This window comes from Rhodococcus sp. 5A-K4, assembly GCF_046097995.1.
In the GTDB taxonomy this organism is placed as follows: domain Bacteria; phylum Actinomycetota; class Actinomycetes; order Mycobacteriales; family Mycobacteriaceae; genus Rhodococcus_F; species Rhodococcus_F erythropolis.
The window spans coordinates 18,695-33,199 of sequence record NZ_JBJURM010000008.1; the positions used below are offsets into that span (position 1 = coordinate 18,695).

A 14,505-nucleotide genomic window follows, 5' to 3' on the forward strand; every position below is an offset into this window, starting at 1 on the left:
GCACGTTTTACGCCGCGATGGTCCCGGATGGACCTACGCAATACACCAGTGTGCCATTAGTTGCTGAGGATTCCTGACAGATCGGCCGTTCAAGTAGGCCTTTCCAGTCGAAATTCACTCTCCGTTCGGATCGAACAACGTGGCCTGCGGTTCGTTGACACGAACCTCGATACCGCCCGCTGCGGCATCCGGCGGCGGTGTCATTCCGAGTTGAGTCCAGGCAGCGGCGGTAGCCACGCGTCCTCGCGGCGTCCGGGCGATCATCCCGGCCCGAACCAGGAACGGCTCGCACACTTCTTCCACCGTCGACGGTTCCTCGCCGACGGCCACCGCAAGCGTCGACACGCCGACGGGCCCGCCGCCGAACGACCGCACCAATGCACTCAGTACGGATCGGTCGAGACGGTCCAAGCCCAACTGGTCCACGTCGTAGACAGCCAAGGCCGCCTGAGCGACGTCCATGGTGACGATTCCGTCGGCGCGCACCTCGGCGAAGTCGCGAACCCGGCGCAGCAATCGGTTCGCGATACGCGGTGTCCCCCGCGAGCGTCGTGCGATTTCGGCCCCGGCGTCAACTTCGAGATTGACTCCCAAAATTCCGGCCGAACGCATCAGAATCTGTTGCAGCTCTTCGGGTTCGTAGAAATCCATGTGAGCGGTGAACCCGAAGCGGTCGCGCAACGGACCGGTCAGCGCACCTGACCGTGTAGTCGCACCGACCAGCGTGAACGGTGCAACCTCCAGAGGAATCGACGTGGCACCCGGCCCCTTACCGACGACGACGTCGACACGGAAGTCTTCCATCGCCAGGTACAACATCTCCTCGGCCGGACGAGCGATTCGGTGAATCTCGTCGATGAACAACACGTCACCCTCGACGAGATTGCTCAGCATCGCGGCCAGGTCTCCGGCGCGTTCGAGCGCCGGTCCGGACGTCAACCGCAGAGAAGAGCCCAACTCCCCCGCGATGATCATCGCCATCGACGTCTTTCCGAGTCCGGGGGGACCGGACATCAGGATGTGATCAGGTGTGCTGCCGCGAAGTTTTGCTCCGGTGAGCACGAGCTGCAGTTGTTCGCGAACACGGGGTTGCCCGATGAAGTCGTCGAGACTCTTGGGGCGCAAACTCGCTTCGACATCGCCGTCTCCCGCCACCAATTCGGCAGAGACCTGCGACTCGTCGTCGAAATCGTCGATCGGGTCGAAGTTCATCGAGTCTTACCGAGCAGCGACAGAGCAGAACGCAGTGCTACCGACGTAGTGGCCTCGGGCGATTCCGCCAGGACCGAATCCGTGGCCTGCTCGGCCTGCTTGATCGGGAAGCCCAGACCTTCGAGAGCCTCGACGATCTGATCACGGATCGAACTGCCGACGACGACACCGGACGCCGCGCCGGCCGTCGTCGCGACGGCGTCGACCTTGTCGCGCAGTTCGACGACCATGCGCTCGGCGCCGCGTTTCCCGATACCGGGGACCCTCGTCAACGCCGTCAGGTTGCCTTCCGAGAGTGCCCGCCGCAATGCGTCCGGTTCGAGCACTGCAAGAGTTGCCATCGCCAGGCGCGGTCCGACTCCGGAAACCGTCTGCAAGAGGCTGAACAGGTCCTTCGACTCGGTATCGGAAAAACCGTAGAGCGTCATCGAGTCTTCGCGAACGATCATCGTCGTGAACAGTCGCGCTTCGCTTCCCCGATGCAGTGCACCGAGAGTCACCGGGGTGGCATTGACCCGATAGCCGACACCTGACGCTTCGATGACCGCATGGTCGAGTGCAATATCGAGTACCTCGCCGCGTACCGACGCGATCATCGTGAACCTGCCTTCTTCATCTCGGCCAATTTTGCCTGATACTTACGCATTTGTTCAGCGGCCATCGCCTCGGCGCGGGCCATTCGCTCGATCATCGGTGCTCGCCAGCAGTGACAGATCGCGAGCGCCAGAGCGTCAGCGGCGTCAGCCGGTTTCGGCGCCGTCTTCAAGTTCAGGATTCGCGTCACCATCGCGGTGACCTGCGCCTTGTCGGCGTTACCGCTGCCGGTAACGGCGGCCTTCACCTCGCTGGGCGTGTGGAAACACACCGGGATGCCGCGTCTGGCGGCAGCGAGCGCGACAACTCCGCCTGCTTGCGCCGTGCCCATCGCGGTACTGACGTTGTGCTGCGCGAATACACGCTCGATCGCGACGACCTCCGGCTTGTACTGCTCGATCCACAGTTCCGCCGCATCGGAGATCCGCAGTAGCCGAGACCCGAGGTCCATCTCGGGCGGGGTCCGCACCACGTCGACGGCAATGGGGCGCACTTTCCTGCCGTTGCTCCCGTCGACCACACCCAACCCGCAGCGAGTCAAGCCTGGGTCCACTCCGAGCACGCGCACTTTGTCACACCTCTCCATACCGAACAGCTGTTCGATAGCTTAGCGGTGCGCGGGCGTACTGCCCCGCATCAACACGCAACCCGGCCGAGACGCGGACGTCAGGGCCGGGTTGAGTTGAAAAGCAATCAGTCTTCGAGAGCCGCGAGAACCTCGTCGGACAGATCGATGTTGGTGTAGACGTTCTGCACGTCGTCAGAGTCTTCGAGCGCGTCGACGAGCTTGAAGATCTTGCGTGCGCCGTCGACATCCAAGGGAACCTCGACGGAAGCGCGGAAATCGGCTTCAGCGGAGTCGTAGTCGATGCCGGCTTCCTGAAGTGCCGAACGTACGGCAACCAGATCCTGTGGCTCACTGACGATTTCGAAGGTTTCACCGAGATCGGTGACTTCCTCGGCACCGGCGTCGAGCACAGCCATCAGGACGTCGTCCTCCGACTGGCCGTCCTTCTCGAGCGTGACGACACCCTTGCGAGCAAACAGGTAGGAGACGGAACCCGGGTCAGCGAGGTTGCCACCGTTACGGGTCATCGCGGTGCGAACTTCACCGGCTGCGCGGTTGCGGTTGTCGGTGAGGCACTCGATCAGAACGGCGACGCCGTTGGGTCCGTAGCCCTCGTACATGATGGTCTGCCAGTCTGCGCCGCCCGCTTCTTCACCGGCGCCGCGCTTGCGCGCACGCTCGATGTTGTCATTGGGAACAGACGTCTTCTTCGCCTTCTGGATGGCGTCGTACAAGGTGGGGTTGCCCGTGGGATCGCCACCGCCGGTTCGTGCCGCCACCTCGATGTTCTTGATCAGCTTCGCGAAGGATTTGCCACGACGTGCGTCGATCACAGCCTTCTTGTGCTTGGTGGTGGCCCATTTTGAGTGGCCGCTCATGCGATTCAAGCCCCTTTCCTGCTGCGTTGCGCACGCCGAATGCGCGTCTTTCAGCTCTGCCGATGTTACCCGTCCCACGTCACAACTCGCTGCATCCCCCGACACGAATTAGTCAAACCGCGCATTGTTTGCATAGAATGCAAACATGTTGGTCCGAATAGATCACGCCTCCACAACTCCGCTCGCGGAGCAGATTGCAGCCGGGGTTCGTGGCTCGGTCATCCGCGGTGAGATCGGACCAGGTGACCGCCTGCCGTCCGCTCGCGCTCTCGCCGAGTCGATCGACGTCAATCTCCACACGGTTCTTCGTGCGTACGCAACACTCCGCGACGAAGGCCTGATCGACCTCCGACGCGGACGTGGCGCCGTCATTCGCGCCGAATTCGACTCGGGAAGAACAGCTCTCAACGAATCTGCGCGCGAGTTCGTACGGCAGGCCCGAAATCTCGGACTCGACACTGCGCACATGCTCGACCTCATCAAGGAGACCAGCACACAATGACGACCAGCAAGATCCGACTCTGGACAGCAGCTTCGCTGACTCTGATCCCGACCCTGATTCTGGTGTTCGCACGCTTCGCGTGGGGTGACCGCCTACCCGAGACCGTCGCGAGCCATTGGTCCGGATCGACCCCGGACGGGTTCAGCACCACGACGACGTTTTTCGCCATCGCGCTGGTGATTTCACTGGTGGCTGTCGTTTGCGCCTGTGCCGTCGCGGCCCGTTCGAGCGACAACGCGCCCTTGTTTCTCGCCGTAACCTCGATCTCGAGTGCGACACTGGCGACGATCTGGATTCTGAGCGTCGCCTTGACGATCGACGCCGGGTCGCCGGAAGACGCGCGTATCGGCTGGTGGATTCTTGCGCCGATCGCGGCGGTACTCGTAGGAGTTCTGGCATACGCGCTGCCTGACCAGCAACGAAGCGGCCCGGAGTCGCCACTGCCGACCCCGACGCTCGACACTCCGCTGACGGCCTCCGAACGTGCAGTGTGGGTCGGGCAGGTCCGCAGCGTCTGGCCGTGGATCGTTACCGCCGGCCTCGTAGTTCTCGTGATCGCGACTGCCGCGTACTCGGATTGGTGGGTTGCCGTGATCCTAGGTGTGTCCACCCTCGCCGTCACAGCATTCGCGTCGGTCACCGTGCGCGTCGACCGTCATGGTGTCGGCATCAGTTCCTGGGGCGTTCGATGGAAGAAGATCCCCATCTCGAAGGTGAAGTCCGCATCAGTCGACGCGATACGTCCGGCCGAATGGGGTGGATGGGGTTACCGAATGACACCGCGCGGAACAGCCGTCACTCTCCGCTCGGGTGAGGCCATCGTGGTCACTCTCGAGAACGGACGACTGTTCGCCGTAACCGTCGATCACCCGGAAGACGGTGTGAAGCTGATCAATTCGTTGGTTCAGGCTGGTTGATTCACGAACAACGTCAATCTACGAACAACGTCAATTCACGAACAACACGGCAGCGGCATTGCCGGCGAGGTAGAAGCCGGCAATGCCGAACACCCAACCCATCGCGCTGTCGCCGTGGCGTGAGATGAACGAGTCCACCCCGCTCAGCGGCTTGTCCAGTCGGTCGCCGGCCACGATCCGCCCGCACAACAGAAGCACTGCCGGAGTGGCCATGATCAGGCAGTATCCGGCAAGTATCGACGCAGACGTGACTGCGGACAGCCCAGCAGCGGTGATCATCGCGATCGCCGCCAAGTAGGGCAGCATCGTCACCAATTCGGCGGTCCCGGCAGCAATTGCCAGAAGTACAACACTTCTCGCGGAACTGGCCGAGCCGAGCACCCGCTCTCGCCAAACATGGGTTCGATCGGCTTGACCGGATGTGCGCCTCTTCTCGGAATCGAATCGAAAGCTCCACGCGAACAACGCGATACCGAGTATCAACTGCGCACCGCGGGCGGCGGGGGTTTCGAGCAGCGGGGCGACGACAGGCATACCTGCCCGTGCCGTCGTCCAGACTGCCACCCCGACAACAAAATAGAACGTCGTGATGACCACCAGATACGTCAGCAGCCTGCGAACCTGCGGTCGTCCCGGCATCAACAACATCCAGACCGGGACGACCAAAGTTCCGATGCTCGTACTGTCCAGCAGGGCGAGCCCGCCCAGCGTGGTGAGCAGGACGAGTTCCACGTCAGTCGTTTCGGCGCTCGGGTATCGCTGTCTCCCTCGTTCGGACTGCATTCACGATGTCGAAGGCACCGATGATCGCGAGGATCACGCCGAGTGGTCCGCCGCGAAACCAGAAGAACTCGGCGTCACGCGCGAACAGCCACAGACAGCCGCCACCGACGACCAAGAGAATGCCGATCATCAACTCGAAGCGAATTTTCATACGTCGAGCCTGTCTTCTCTATCGAATCCGCACATCAGCCATCGGAACAACGCCGACCTCATCATTTGGTATGACAAGTCAGGCGCCCCGATGTGCTCTGATAAGTCTGTGGTGACCAGAAGTCGGAGTGTCGGCAAGTGGAACGATCCGCTCATCGCCTTCGGCCTGTTCGCGATCGGGGTACTCCTCTACCTGGTCGGCCTGTACCAAATGTGGACCGATGTCGGAGGTGTCGGCGACGTTCCCGCCGGGGTTCGGATCGGGATGCTGGCTCTGCTGTGTGCGATCGACTCGTTCCGGCGGGTGCGTCCGGCAACAGCTTTGGCGGCGGGGGCCGTCATCGTCGCGGTCGACGCTGCCCTGGGACCCACTCTGCCGATGTGGCTGGTCCTCTCGGATCTCACCTACGCCGCAGTTCTGTACGGGACGGCGCGGCTGGGCCGAGTGGTGTGTTCTCTGACCGCGGTGACGGTTGCCGCGCTCACCGCACTCGTCTACCTGTCCACCCAGGACGTCCGCGCTGCGGCTGGGGCAGGCGTGGTGACGGCACTGTTCTTCGGTACGCCGGTGTGGTGGGCACTGGTCATCCGTCGACAAGTCGAACTGACCGAGGCCGAACGCGAGCGTTCCAGAGTCCACGAAGCACTCGCCGCTCTAGACCGCGAGGCCGCAGTCGCTCACGAACGAGCAACCATGGCGCGCGATCTGCACGACGTCATCGCAAGCCACCTCTCCGCCATCGCAATCCATTCGGAGGCGGCACTGTCCACCACAGCTCTCTCCGGTGAACGGGGCGAACCAGACGACGGCTTGCGGGAGATGATCGGGGCGATCAGATCGAGCAGTCTCGCGGGCCTTTCCGAGATGCGGTCGATGATCGAACTGCTCCACGCCGGGGACGACGAGACCCCGGACCCGCGTTCCTCTCCCCCGCGGCTGACCGAGTTGCCCGTCGTCCTGGACGCAGTTCGGGCAGCCGGCGGCACTGTGCACGTTGCGATCGACGTCGATGCTGCCGCCTTGCCGAGCGTGGTCGATCACACGGCGTATCGGATCACCCAGGAAGCCTTGACCAACGCACTCAAACATGCGCCCGGTGCGCCGATCTCGATGTCGATCTCTCTCCAGCACAATGCATTACAGATCGAGATCCGAAACCCCGTCGGTCCCGACACATCCCATCCGCGGGCTGGAACGCGCGGACTTGCAAACATGCGTCACCGCGCCGAGCTGCTGGGCGGTTCACTCGACGCACTTCCGGTCGACGGAGAATGGACGGTATGCGCACAGCTACCGGTCCCCGCACCGAACGGAACGGATCGGTGATCACCGTCGCCCTGGTCGACGACCACGCCGCGATCCGCTCCGGCCTGGCGATGATCCTGCGGCAGCACGACGACATCGATGTCGTTGCAGAAGCCGGTGACGGAGCGTCGGCGATCACCGTCACCCGCACGCATCAACCCGACGTCGTACTCATGGACGTCCGGATGCCAGGCACCGACGGCATCGAGGCGACGCGTCAGATCATCGGGACGACCCGCAGCCGGGTTCTGGTGTTGACCACCTTCGACCTCGACGAATACGTCTTCGCGGCCCTGCGCGCCGGCGCGTCGGGATTTCTGCTCAAGACTGCGACCGCGGACGAGCTGACCAGCGCTATCCGCAACGTCGCGGCCGGAGATGCAGTGCTCGCTCCTCGCGCGGCGCGTGCACTGATCGGCGAGTTCGTTCAGCGTGCACCCAAACCCACCGAACCGCTGGGATTGAGCGAGCTCACCGATCGTGAACGCGAGGTGCTCGCGCTGCTTGGGACGGGTATGTCCAATGCCGAACTGTCGCGTGAACTCGGTGTCGGTGCTCCGACGGTGAAGTCTCATGTGTCACGAGTTCTGTCGAAGTTGCACCTCACCTCACGCGTCCAGGCGGCGATCCTTGCCCGCGAACTGGAGCTGTAGGTTCGGCCGAGGCTGGCTACTCGAGTTATCCGCGAACCAGATCGACGAACATCTCGTGCACTCGACGGTCACCGGTTACCTCGGGATGGAAAGAAGTGGCGATCACCGAGCCCTGCCGAACCGCGACGATCCGGCCCGCGGCCTCCCCCGCGGCGGCGGGAACCTGCGCAAGGACCTCAACGCCCGGTCCAACTCGCTCCACCCACGGCGCGCGGATGAAGACGGCGCGGATGGGATCTCCGATGATGCCCTCGAACTCCAGGTCTGACTCGAAAGAATCGACCTGTCTGCCGAAAGCGTTGCGGCGCACCGTCATGTCGATGGCGCCGAGATGTTCGGCGTCCGGCCGGGTGTCGAGTACCTCGCTCGCCAGCAGAATCATGCCGGCACACGAACCGTAGGCCGGCAGACCGCCGCGAAGACGCTCACGCAGCGGATCCAACAGTTCGAACACCTGCAGAAGCCGGCTCATGGTGGTGGATTCGCCACCCGGAATCACGATTCCGTCTACCTTGTCCAGCTCCTCCGGCCGTCGGACACCCACGGCATCCGCACCCGAATCATCAAGTGCAGCAAGGTGCTCGCGAACATCACCCTGGAGGGCGAGTACACCGATCAACGGACGCGTCATCACACAGTTCCTGTCTTGTTCTCACGGCTGTCGGGTTCGCGTTCCAGACGCGTCAAACCCTCCTGAACCACCGCTGCCACCATGTTGCCATCGCGATCGTAGATACGCCCCTGAGTGAGCGCGCGACCGAAACCTGCCGACGGCGATGTCTGGTCGTAGAGCAACCACTCGTCGGCCCGGAACGGACGCAGGAACCACATCGCGTGATCGAGCGAAGCAGTCTGCGTTTTCACGCCCCGGTGCGGGACTTTCGAAGTTCCGAGCAGGGTCATGTCACTGAGGTACGCAAGCGTGCAGATGTGCAACAGCGGACGATCCGGCAGAGCCTCGCGGTAGCGCATCCACACGCGCTGTTGTGCGGCGAGATCCGGCGCTGACGCACTCTGCTCGGCCGGCACAATTCTGATGTCCCAGTTCTTCCACTCTTGGTAGAACTGGGATTCCGCCAACTTGGGGACGGTCTGCGCGTCCTGCAAGTCCTCCGGCGCCGGAACGGAAGGCATCCGATCCTGATGCTCGATACCTTCGTCCTCGACGTGGAACGAGGCCGACATCGTGAAGATCGTCTTACCGTCCTGGACTGCGTTCACCCGGCGGGTGCAGAACGAGCGCCCGTCGCGGATGCGGTCCACCAGGTAGACCGTCGGAATCTTCGGGTTGCCCGGGCGCAGGAAGTATCCGTGCAACGAGTGCACGTGGTAGCTCTCGTCGACGGTACTCACGGCAGAAACCAACGACTGCCCGGCAACCTGCCCGCCGAACGTCCGCTGAAGTGCGGTGGGATGGACCGCACCACGGAAGATGTCCTTCTCCAGGTGTTCGAGCGCGAGGATCTCCTCGATACCAACCATGAGTCCTCCGGAAATAGACCGCCGCGGTGGGCGCGATGACGGTTCACAATATCGCCTCGGCGAGCGGGCACGGCACCATGGTGGGCGTGAGCACATTCATCCCGTCCACTCCCCTCGCCCTGGCCGAGCAGATCGCAACGCTGACCGGATCATTTCCGTCGGTGGCGGTTGTAGCGATCGACGGACCTGATTGTGCGCAGCCGTCTCGGCTCGCGGAACTGGTCGGGTCCGCCGTCGAGTCGCACAGCAGGCCGAGTGCTGTTGTGTCACTGCACGACTACGTGCGGCCGGCTTCGCTGCGATACGAGTTCGGTCACGAGGATGCGCTGAGTTACCGCACCATCTGGTTCGACTATCCGGCACTCGATCGTGAAGTGATCACCGCCGCCCGCACCAAACGAGCGTTCTTGCCGAAACTCTGGGACGAACCCACCGATCGATCGGCTCGCTCGACCCGCGTCCCCGTCCATGAGCGCGCGGTCATCGTGATCGCCGGTCCGATGTTGCTCGGGCGTGGGCTGGAGTTCGACGTCAGCGTCCGCCTGGACATGAGCGAACCTGCCATGCGGCGGCACACTCCGGAGGCGGATCTGTGGACCGTCGACGCACTCCTCGAACACCGATCAGAGGTGTCCGAGGAGGTCGATTTCGAGGTCAGGTACGACCATCCGGCCCGGCCTGCGGTGCGGTCTCGCCCCTGAAGGTCTCACTGCGATTGATCTCACTTCAGGCGACCTCAATTCGGCCGACCTCACTTCGGGCGATACAGCCTGGTCAGGCCTTCCTGGACGACTGCAGCAACCATGTTTCCTCGGCTGTCGAAGATCCGTCCCTGCGTCAATGCGCGACCGAAGCCCGCTGACGGCGACGTCTGGTCGTACAACAGCCACTCGTCGGCCCGGAACGGCCGCAGGAACCACATGGCGTGATCGAGCGAGGCGCTTTGCATGGCGACGTCCATGTGAGGGCCTCGGGAAGATCCGAGCAGCGTCATGTCGCTCATGTACGCAAGCGTGCACACGTGAAATACCGGGTCGTCCGGGAGAGCCTCGCGGGAACGGAACCATACTTGCTGCTGTGCGGCAGCGCCTGGACGTTTGTTGATGTCGGCCTTCGGCACCATCCGGAGGTCCCAATCGGACCACTCGCGAGCCAACCACGCAGTCTCGGGATCTTCCGAATCCTGGGCGATGGCCAAGGTCTCGGGGTCAGGGACCGGTGGCATCTCGTCCTGGTGCTCGATGCCTTCGTCTTGGACGTGGAAGGATGCCGACATCGTGAAAATGGCTTGCCCGTCTTGAATTCCGGTGACCAAGCGGGTCGCGAACGATCGACCGTCCCGAACACGATCGACCAGAAAGACCGTCGGCTCCATCGGATTGCCCGGACGCAGGAAGTATCCGTGCAACGAATGAACTGAATAGGCCGGATCGACCGTGCGTACCGCCGACACCAATGCCTGGCCGGCGACCTGGCCGCCGAAAGTGCGGGTCAGGGTGGTCTCCGCGATGATTCCTCGAAAGATGTCACGCTCGAGGCGTTCCAACTCCAGAATTTCTTCGATCCTCGCCATCGATGCTCCACATCTTCCCGTGTACCGACGTCTACCGACCTTCACACAATGCCTGACGCACCCCCGGCCACCAAAGTGGGCATCCGAAAACACTGAGCGACGGGGCGCATCGACTCAGAACGGCGGTGGATCGTCTCCGCCGTCGAAGGTCCTCCTCTGTGCCTTCTTCATCCGCCGGTGCATCCGTATCCGCTGACGCCGGCGCTCACCCCGCACACGAGAGGCCTTGTTCTCCAGACGTGTGCGCCGACGCCGACCACCCTCGGGCAGTACAGGCTCGAGCATTCCCGCCAGCAGACCTGACGGCCTGGTTCGGTAGCAATGTCCGGTCGGCGAGGTCAGCATGACACTCCGGTCCGGGTTCGAGATGTGCAACCACTGACCGGAATGCTTGAGGCGGTGATGGTTTCGACAATACGCACTCAGATTCGACGCCACGGTCTTTCCACCACGATTGGGATCGCGATGATCAAAGGGCTCCGTGTGATCAAGATCTGAATTCCATGCAGCGACATCGCAGTGCAACCACTGGCAGCTTCCTGCGATCACCCGCACCCAGGTGTCGAGGACAGCGCCGGGGCGGTAGACCGACGCCGAAGGAACAACGGGTGGAGGTACTGGCTCGCCCTCACCGGAAGACTCGAGCGCGGCATCGGCTGGTACCTTCACCTTCCGAATCAGCGCACCCGCGGCGATGTCACGCGCATGCTCTGCACTGATCACTCCATAACCGTCAAGGTGAGCGGGTTCGTCTGCACCTGGTCCGTCACCGCCCTGAAGCGTTGATTCCAGCATGACCACGTGAACCAACGGCCGACGCACCACCACAATCCCGCTTCGATCTTGTGGGCACTCGTCCAGGCCGCAATCGCACGGCAGAATCGTCGACCCGGATACCAACGCTCCCAATGCGTCAGCTCGTCGTTGCTCGTACTTACGGGAATCGTGTCGACACACCGACATTGCCAACTCCCGCAACCGACGGTCGAAAGCCCGTGCTTCCTCCGCCGGAATACTCCCCAATATCCGCGCCATTCCGTCCTCGGCAGCGCTCACACCCACGAACCGATCAGCCAGGGCGCGGCGTCGACGTTCGCGTATCCCCTCGGGATCCACCACGGCGACGATCCGGTCGATAGCCGCTGTCAATCGGCGACCGGTCAAGCCGGTACCGCCAGGCATCGGTGGCGCCGAGATCTTTTCGAGGAGTTGCCGTTCCACCTCGTCGATCAAATCGTCGGCGACGTTAGCCGTAGCGGAGTCGATCAATCCGACTCGATACAGATCCAGTTCTCCGCGCGCCATGGCGGCACGCGTGCGATGGAGCCGAGTCTTGAGAGAAAAGCCGAGACCGATCAACTTTCCCGCTGCGGCACGGCCCATGGTCAATGCCGCGCCGAGCTCGGCCTCAGCCAGTTCGTGAGCGGTAGACGACCAAGCACCGTTATCAGTGTGGTCAGCGCTGCGACGCTCGAAAAACTCGGCAATGGCAGCCAGTTTTCGTTCCACGAGCATCGATTCGCGCGCATGCAGATCGGCGATGAGATCGATGAGGGCGCAGTCGGATTCGGCACCAGGCAGCTGCGCTGCGGTACCCGAGCTTCCTGCTCCGTCATCGAACATTCCTCAACACTATTCGAATATACGTTCGATATCTATGATTTCCAGGAATCAGTCCGAACAATCCCGATTGACCGAAAATTGTTGCGGAGCAACCTTTGCGGCCACTCGTGTTCCGGCAACGGATTCCCCTACTGAACCAGGGCGTTGATAATGCGGGCAGCTTCGGCCGGGTAGATAGGGCGGTCGGACCCACCACTCAATACCCAGTGGACTGGACTACCTTCGTCTAGGACTCGGAGTTGCACGTCGAGCGGAAACGCATCGATGTCAGCTGAGTCGACTGCAAAGACATGGACAATCTCATGCCCAGGTCGCCCCTCGAACTCGAAGATGTTCTCGACGACCTCGAGCAACTCGACGCTTCCCAACCTGACACCGAGTTCCTCCGCGAACTCGCGTCGCAGCGCTGCCTCGGCCGTCTCACCGAACTCGATACCGCCACCGATCAATCGATGAAAGTTCTCCCCCGTGACAGAGTCCGTGCCGTCGAGCATGAGTACGTGACCGGAACGGACAGGTATCCCCAGTGAGATGTTACGAATTGACGACATACGACACAGTTTAGGTGGCCAACTCGAACACCATTTGAATCCGACGACGGCGAATATCACCAAAAGTGATGGGGTGGGCGCAAATACGACTTGGACTTGCCGAGACTCCCGATGACAGACTCGAACACCATTCCCGGACAAAAGAACCCATTGAGGAACCGATGAACGACGCAAATACCTGGACCGCACGACTCGCCGCACTCGACCTGACCCTCCCGCCTGTTGCCACCCCCGCAGGCTCATACCTTCCCGCCGTTCAGACGGGGTCATACGTCTACACGTCGGGGCAATTGCCGCTCGTCGACGGCACTACGACGTGCATCGGCAAGTTGGGCGAGGGCGTCTCCGTCGAAGACGCCGCCCAGGCGGCGCGGTTGTGCACTCTCAACGGACTCGCGGCCGTTGATGCCTTGGTCGGTCTCGACCGCATCGTTCGGGTCGTCAAGGTCGTTGGATTTGTTGCTTCGGGATCCGGATTCTCGCAGCAACCCCAGGTGATCAACGGTGCGTCCGACCTGCTGGCCGAGATCTTCGGTACCGCTGGACAGCACGCCCGCTCTGCGATCGGCGTGGCCGAACTCCCCCGAAACAGTGCCGTCGAGGTCGAGTTCGTGTTCGAGGTATCGGACAGCATCTGACGGTCCGCCACACCCCGAAGGGCGGCGGTTGCCAATGCAACCGCCGCCCTTCTTGTGTGAAGACTTTCAGGCACTGAGCCCGGTCGTCGAACCTGCTGTCACCAACCGCGCTCTGCGAGGCGGTGTCCGACGGGCAGGTCGTCGACGTTGATGCCGACCATTGCCTCGCCGAGTCCGCGCGAGACCTTGGCGAGCACGTCCGGGTCGTCGTAGAACGTGGTGGCCTTGACGATGGCCTCAGCGCGCTGCTTCGGGTTGCCGGACTTGAAGATACCTGATCCGACGAAGACGCCCTCGGCGCCGAGCTGCATCATCATCGCAGCGTCTGCCGGGGTGGCGATGCCGCCGGCGGTGAACATGGTGACAGGCAGCTTGCCGGCCTTGGCGACCTCGACGACCAGTTCGTAGGGGGCCTGCAGTTCCTTGGCGGCTACGTACAGTTCGTCCTCGCTCAGCGAGGTCAACCGGCGGATCTCGCCGCGGATGGTGCGCATGTGTGTGGTGGCGTTGGAGACGTCTCCGGTGCCGGCTTCACCCTTCGAGCGGATCATGGCCGCGCCTTCGTTGATGCGACGGAGCGCTTCACCGAGGTTGGTGGCGCCACAGACGAAGGGAGCGGTGAACTTCCACTTGTCGATGTGGTTGGCGTAGTCGGCCGGGGTCAGGACCTCGGACTCGTCGATGTAGTCGACGCCGAGGCTCTGCAGGATCTGAGCTTCGACGAAGTGACCGATGCGTGCCTTCGCCATGACGGGGATGCTGACGGTGGAGATGATGCTGTCGATCATGTCCGGGTCACTCATGCGCGAGACGCCGCCCTGTGCGCGAATGTCTGCGGGGACCCGCTCGAGTGCCATGACGGCGACGGCGCCGGCGTCTTCGGCGATCTTGGCCTGCTCAGCGGTGACCACGTCCATGATCACACCGCCCTTGAGCATTTCAGCCATGCCGCGCTTGACGCGGGCGGTGCCGATGGCGGTGGTGGGGGCAGAGTCGGGGGTGCTCACAGCAAACTCCTGCAGTAGTGGCGTGACGAAAGAAACAAGGCACGGCGAACACACGAGTTCATACGCTC

The 14,505-nt window shown here is 62.7% G+C and carries 18 protein-coding genes; 6 read left to right on the forward strand and 12 right to left on the reverse strand.

Annotation, left to right across the window (positions count from 1 at the left end):
* Positions 1-114: 114 nt before the first annotated feature.
* The 4 genes from ruvB to ACKAMS_RS12750 form a co-directional block, all read right to left on the reverse strand.
* Positions 115-1,212 carry a Holliday junction branch migration DNA helicase RuvB gene (gene ruvB, locus ACKAMS_RS12735; RefSeq protein ID WP_019748300.1) on the reverse strand — a complete coding sequence of 366 codons (1,098 nt, stop codon included), beginning with the start codon at positions 1,210-1,212 and terminating at the stop codon, positions 115-117.
* Positions 1,209-1,808, reverse strand: coding sequence for a Holliday junction branch migration protein RuvA (gene ruvA, locus ACKAMS_RS12740; RefSeq protein WP_007732953.1), 600 nt, complete (start codon positions 1,806-1,808; stop codon positions 1,209-1,211). The genes ruvB and ruvA overlap by 4 nt, the downstream gene beginning before the upstream one ends.
* Positions 1,805-2,374 carry a crossover junction endodeoxyribonuclease RuvC gene (gene ruvC / locus ACKAMS_RS12745; RefSeq protein ID WP_020907638.1) on the reverse strand — a complete coding sequence of 190 codons (570 nt, stop codon included), beginning with the start codon at positions 2,372-2,374 and terminating at the stop codon, positions 1,805-1,807. Before ruvC ends, ruvA begins: the two co-directional genes overlap by 4 nt.
* A gap of 125 nt (positions 2,375-2,499) precedes the next feature.
* On the reverse strand, positions 2,500-3,252 hold the full coding sequence (locus tag ACKAMS_RS12750; protein ID WP_408989106.1) for a YebC/PmpR family DNA-binding transcriptional regulator: 753 nt from the start codon (positions 3,250-3,252) through the stop codon (positions 2,500-2,502).
* 145 nt (positions 3,253-3,397) lie between these two features.
* Here ACKAMS_RS12750 and ACKAMS_RS12755 point away from each other — a divergent pair, with 145 nt between their 5' ends.
* Both ACKAMS_RS12755 and ACKAMS_RS12760 read left to right on the forward strand, forming a co-directional pair.
* Entirely contained in the window at positions 3,398-3,754 is a 357-nt protein-coding gene (locus ACKAMS_RS12755) for a GntR family transcriptional regulator (RefSeq protein ID WP_003943322.1), read from the forward strand.
* Positions 3,751-4,671 carry a hypothetical protein gene (locus ACKAMS_RS12760; protein WP_060938515.1) on the forward strand — a complete coding sequence of 307 codons (921 nt, stop codon included), beginning with the start codon at positions 3,751-3,753 and terminating at the stop codon, positions 4,669-4,671. Before ACKAMS_RS12755 ends, ACKAMS_RS12760 begins: the two co-directional genes overlap by 4 nt.
* A 30-nt stretch (positions 4,672-4,701) precedes the next feature.
* On the opposite strand, the gene ACKAMS_RS12765 is transcribed toward ACKAMS_RS12760, so the two are convergent.
* Both ACKAMS_RS12765 and ACKAMS_RS12770 read right to left on the reverse strand, forming a co-directional pair.
* Complete coding sequence (locus ACKAMS_RS12765; RefSeq protein WP_019748297.1) at positions 4,702-5,403, reverse strand: GAP family protein; 702 nt, start codon at positions 5,401-5,403, stop codon at positions 4,702-4,704.
* A gap of 1 nt (position 5,404) precedes the next feature.
* Positions 5,405-5,605: a hypothetical protein gene (locus ACKAMS_RS12770; protein ID WP_003943331.1), complete on the reverse strand. Its 201-nt coding sequence runs from the start codon at positions 5,603-5,605 to the stop codon at positions 5,405-5,407.
* A gap of 111 nt (positions 5,606-5,716) precedes the next feature.
* On the opposite strand from ACKAMS_RS12770, the gene ACKAMS_RS12775 reads away from it, so the two are divergent.
* Together ACKAMS_RS12775 and ACKAMS_RS12780 are read left to right on the forward strand one after the other, a co-directional pair.
* Entirely contained in the window at positions 5,717-6,931 is a 1,215-nt protein-coding gene (locus tag ACKAMS_RS12775) for a sensor histidine kinase (protein ID WP_244891371.1), read from the forward strand.
* Positions 6,886-7,563, forward strand: a complete 678-nt coding sequence (locus tag ACKAMS_RS12780) for a response regulator transcription factor (protein WP_046378508.1) — start codon at positions 6,886-6,888, stop codon at positions 7,561-7,563. Before ACKAMS_RS12775 ends, ACKAMS_RS12780 begins: the two co-directional genes overlap by 46 nt.
* 25 nt (positions 7,564-7,588) lie before the next feature.
* On the opposite strand, the gene pdxT is transcribed toward ACKAMS_RS12780, so the two are convergent.
* The gene (pdxT, locus tag ACKAMS_RS12785) at positions 7,589-8,194 is read right to left on the reverse strand and encodes a pyridoxal 5'-phosphate synthase glutaminase subunit PdxT (RefSeq protein ID WP_003943308.1); all 606 of its coding nucleotides are present in this window, start codon (positions 8,192-8,194) and stop codon (positions 7,589-7,591) included.
* On the reverse strand, positions 8,194-9,045 hold the full coding sequence (gene tesB, locus ACKAMS_RS12790; RefSeq protein WP_046378507.1) for an acyl-CoA thioesterase II: 852 nt from the start codon (positions 9,043-9,045) through the stop codon (positions 8,194-8,196). The genes pdxT and tesB overlap by 1 nt, the downstream gene beginning before the upstream one ends.
* Positions 9,046-9,080: 35 nt before the next feature.
* Here tesB and ACKAMS_RS12795 point away from each other — a divergent pair, with 35 nt between their 5' ends.
* Complete coding sequence (locus ACKAMS_RS12795) at positions 9,081-9,746, forward strand: hypothetical protein (RefSeq protein ID WP_256279814.1); 666 nt, start codon at positions 9,081-9,083, stop codon at positions 9,744-9,746.
* A 50-nt stretch (positions 9,747-9,796) separates the two neighbouring features.
* On the opposite strand, the gene ACKAMS_RS12800 is transcribed toward ACKAMS_RS12795, so the two are convergent.
* The 3 genes from ACKAMS_RS12800 to ACKAMS_RS12810 form a co-directional block, all read right to left on the reverse strand.
* Positions 9,797-10,618, reverse strand: a complete 822-nt coding sequence (locus ACKAMS_RS12800) for an acyl-CoA thioesterase II (RefSeq protein WP_019748291.1) — start codon at positions 10,616-10,618, stop codon at positions 9,797-9,799.
* 114 nt (positions 10,619-10,732) lie between these two features.
* The gene (locus tag ACKAMS_RS12805) at positions 10,733-12,241 is read right to left on the reverse strand and encodes a DUF222 domain-containing protein (RefSeq protein WP_408989107.1); all 1,509 of its coding nucleotides are present in this window, start codon (positions 12,239-12,241) and stop codon (positions 10,733-10,735) included.
* A gap of 128 nt (positions 12,242-12,369) precedes the next feature.
* Entirely contained in the window at positions 12,370-12,792 is a 423-nt protein-coding gene (locus ACKAMS_RS12810; protein WP_021332940.1) for an NUDIX domain-containing protein, read from the reverse strand.
* A 161-nt stretch (positions 12,793-12,953) separates the two neighbouring features.
* Between ACKAMS_RS12810 and ACKAMS_RS12815 the strand changes: the two genes are divergently transcribed.
* Positions 12,954-13,430: a RidA family protein gene (locus ACKAMS_RS12815; RefSeq protein ID WP_020907630.1), complete on the forward strand. Its 477-nt coding sequence runs from the start codon at positions 12,954-12,956 to the stop codon at positions 13,428-13,430.
* Between the two features lie 98 nt (positions 13,431-13,528).
* Here the strand turns inward: ACKAMS_RS12815 and pdxS are convergent, their stop codons facing one another.
* A complete protein-coding gene (gene pdxS, locus ACKAMS_RS12820) occupies positions 13,529-14,437 on the reverse strand; it encodes a pyridoxal 5'-phosphate synthase lyase subunit PdxS (RefSeq protein WP_003943338.1) in 909 nt (302 codons plus the stop codon).
* Positions 14,438-14,505: the final 68 nt, after the last annotated feature.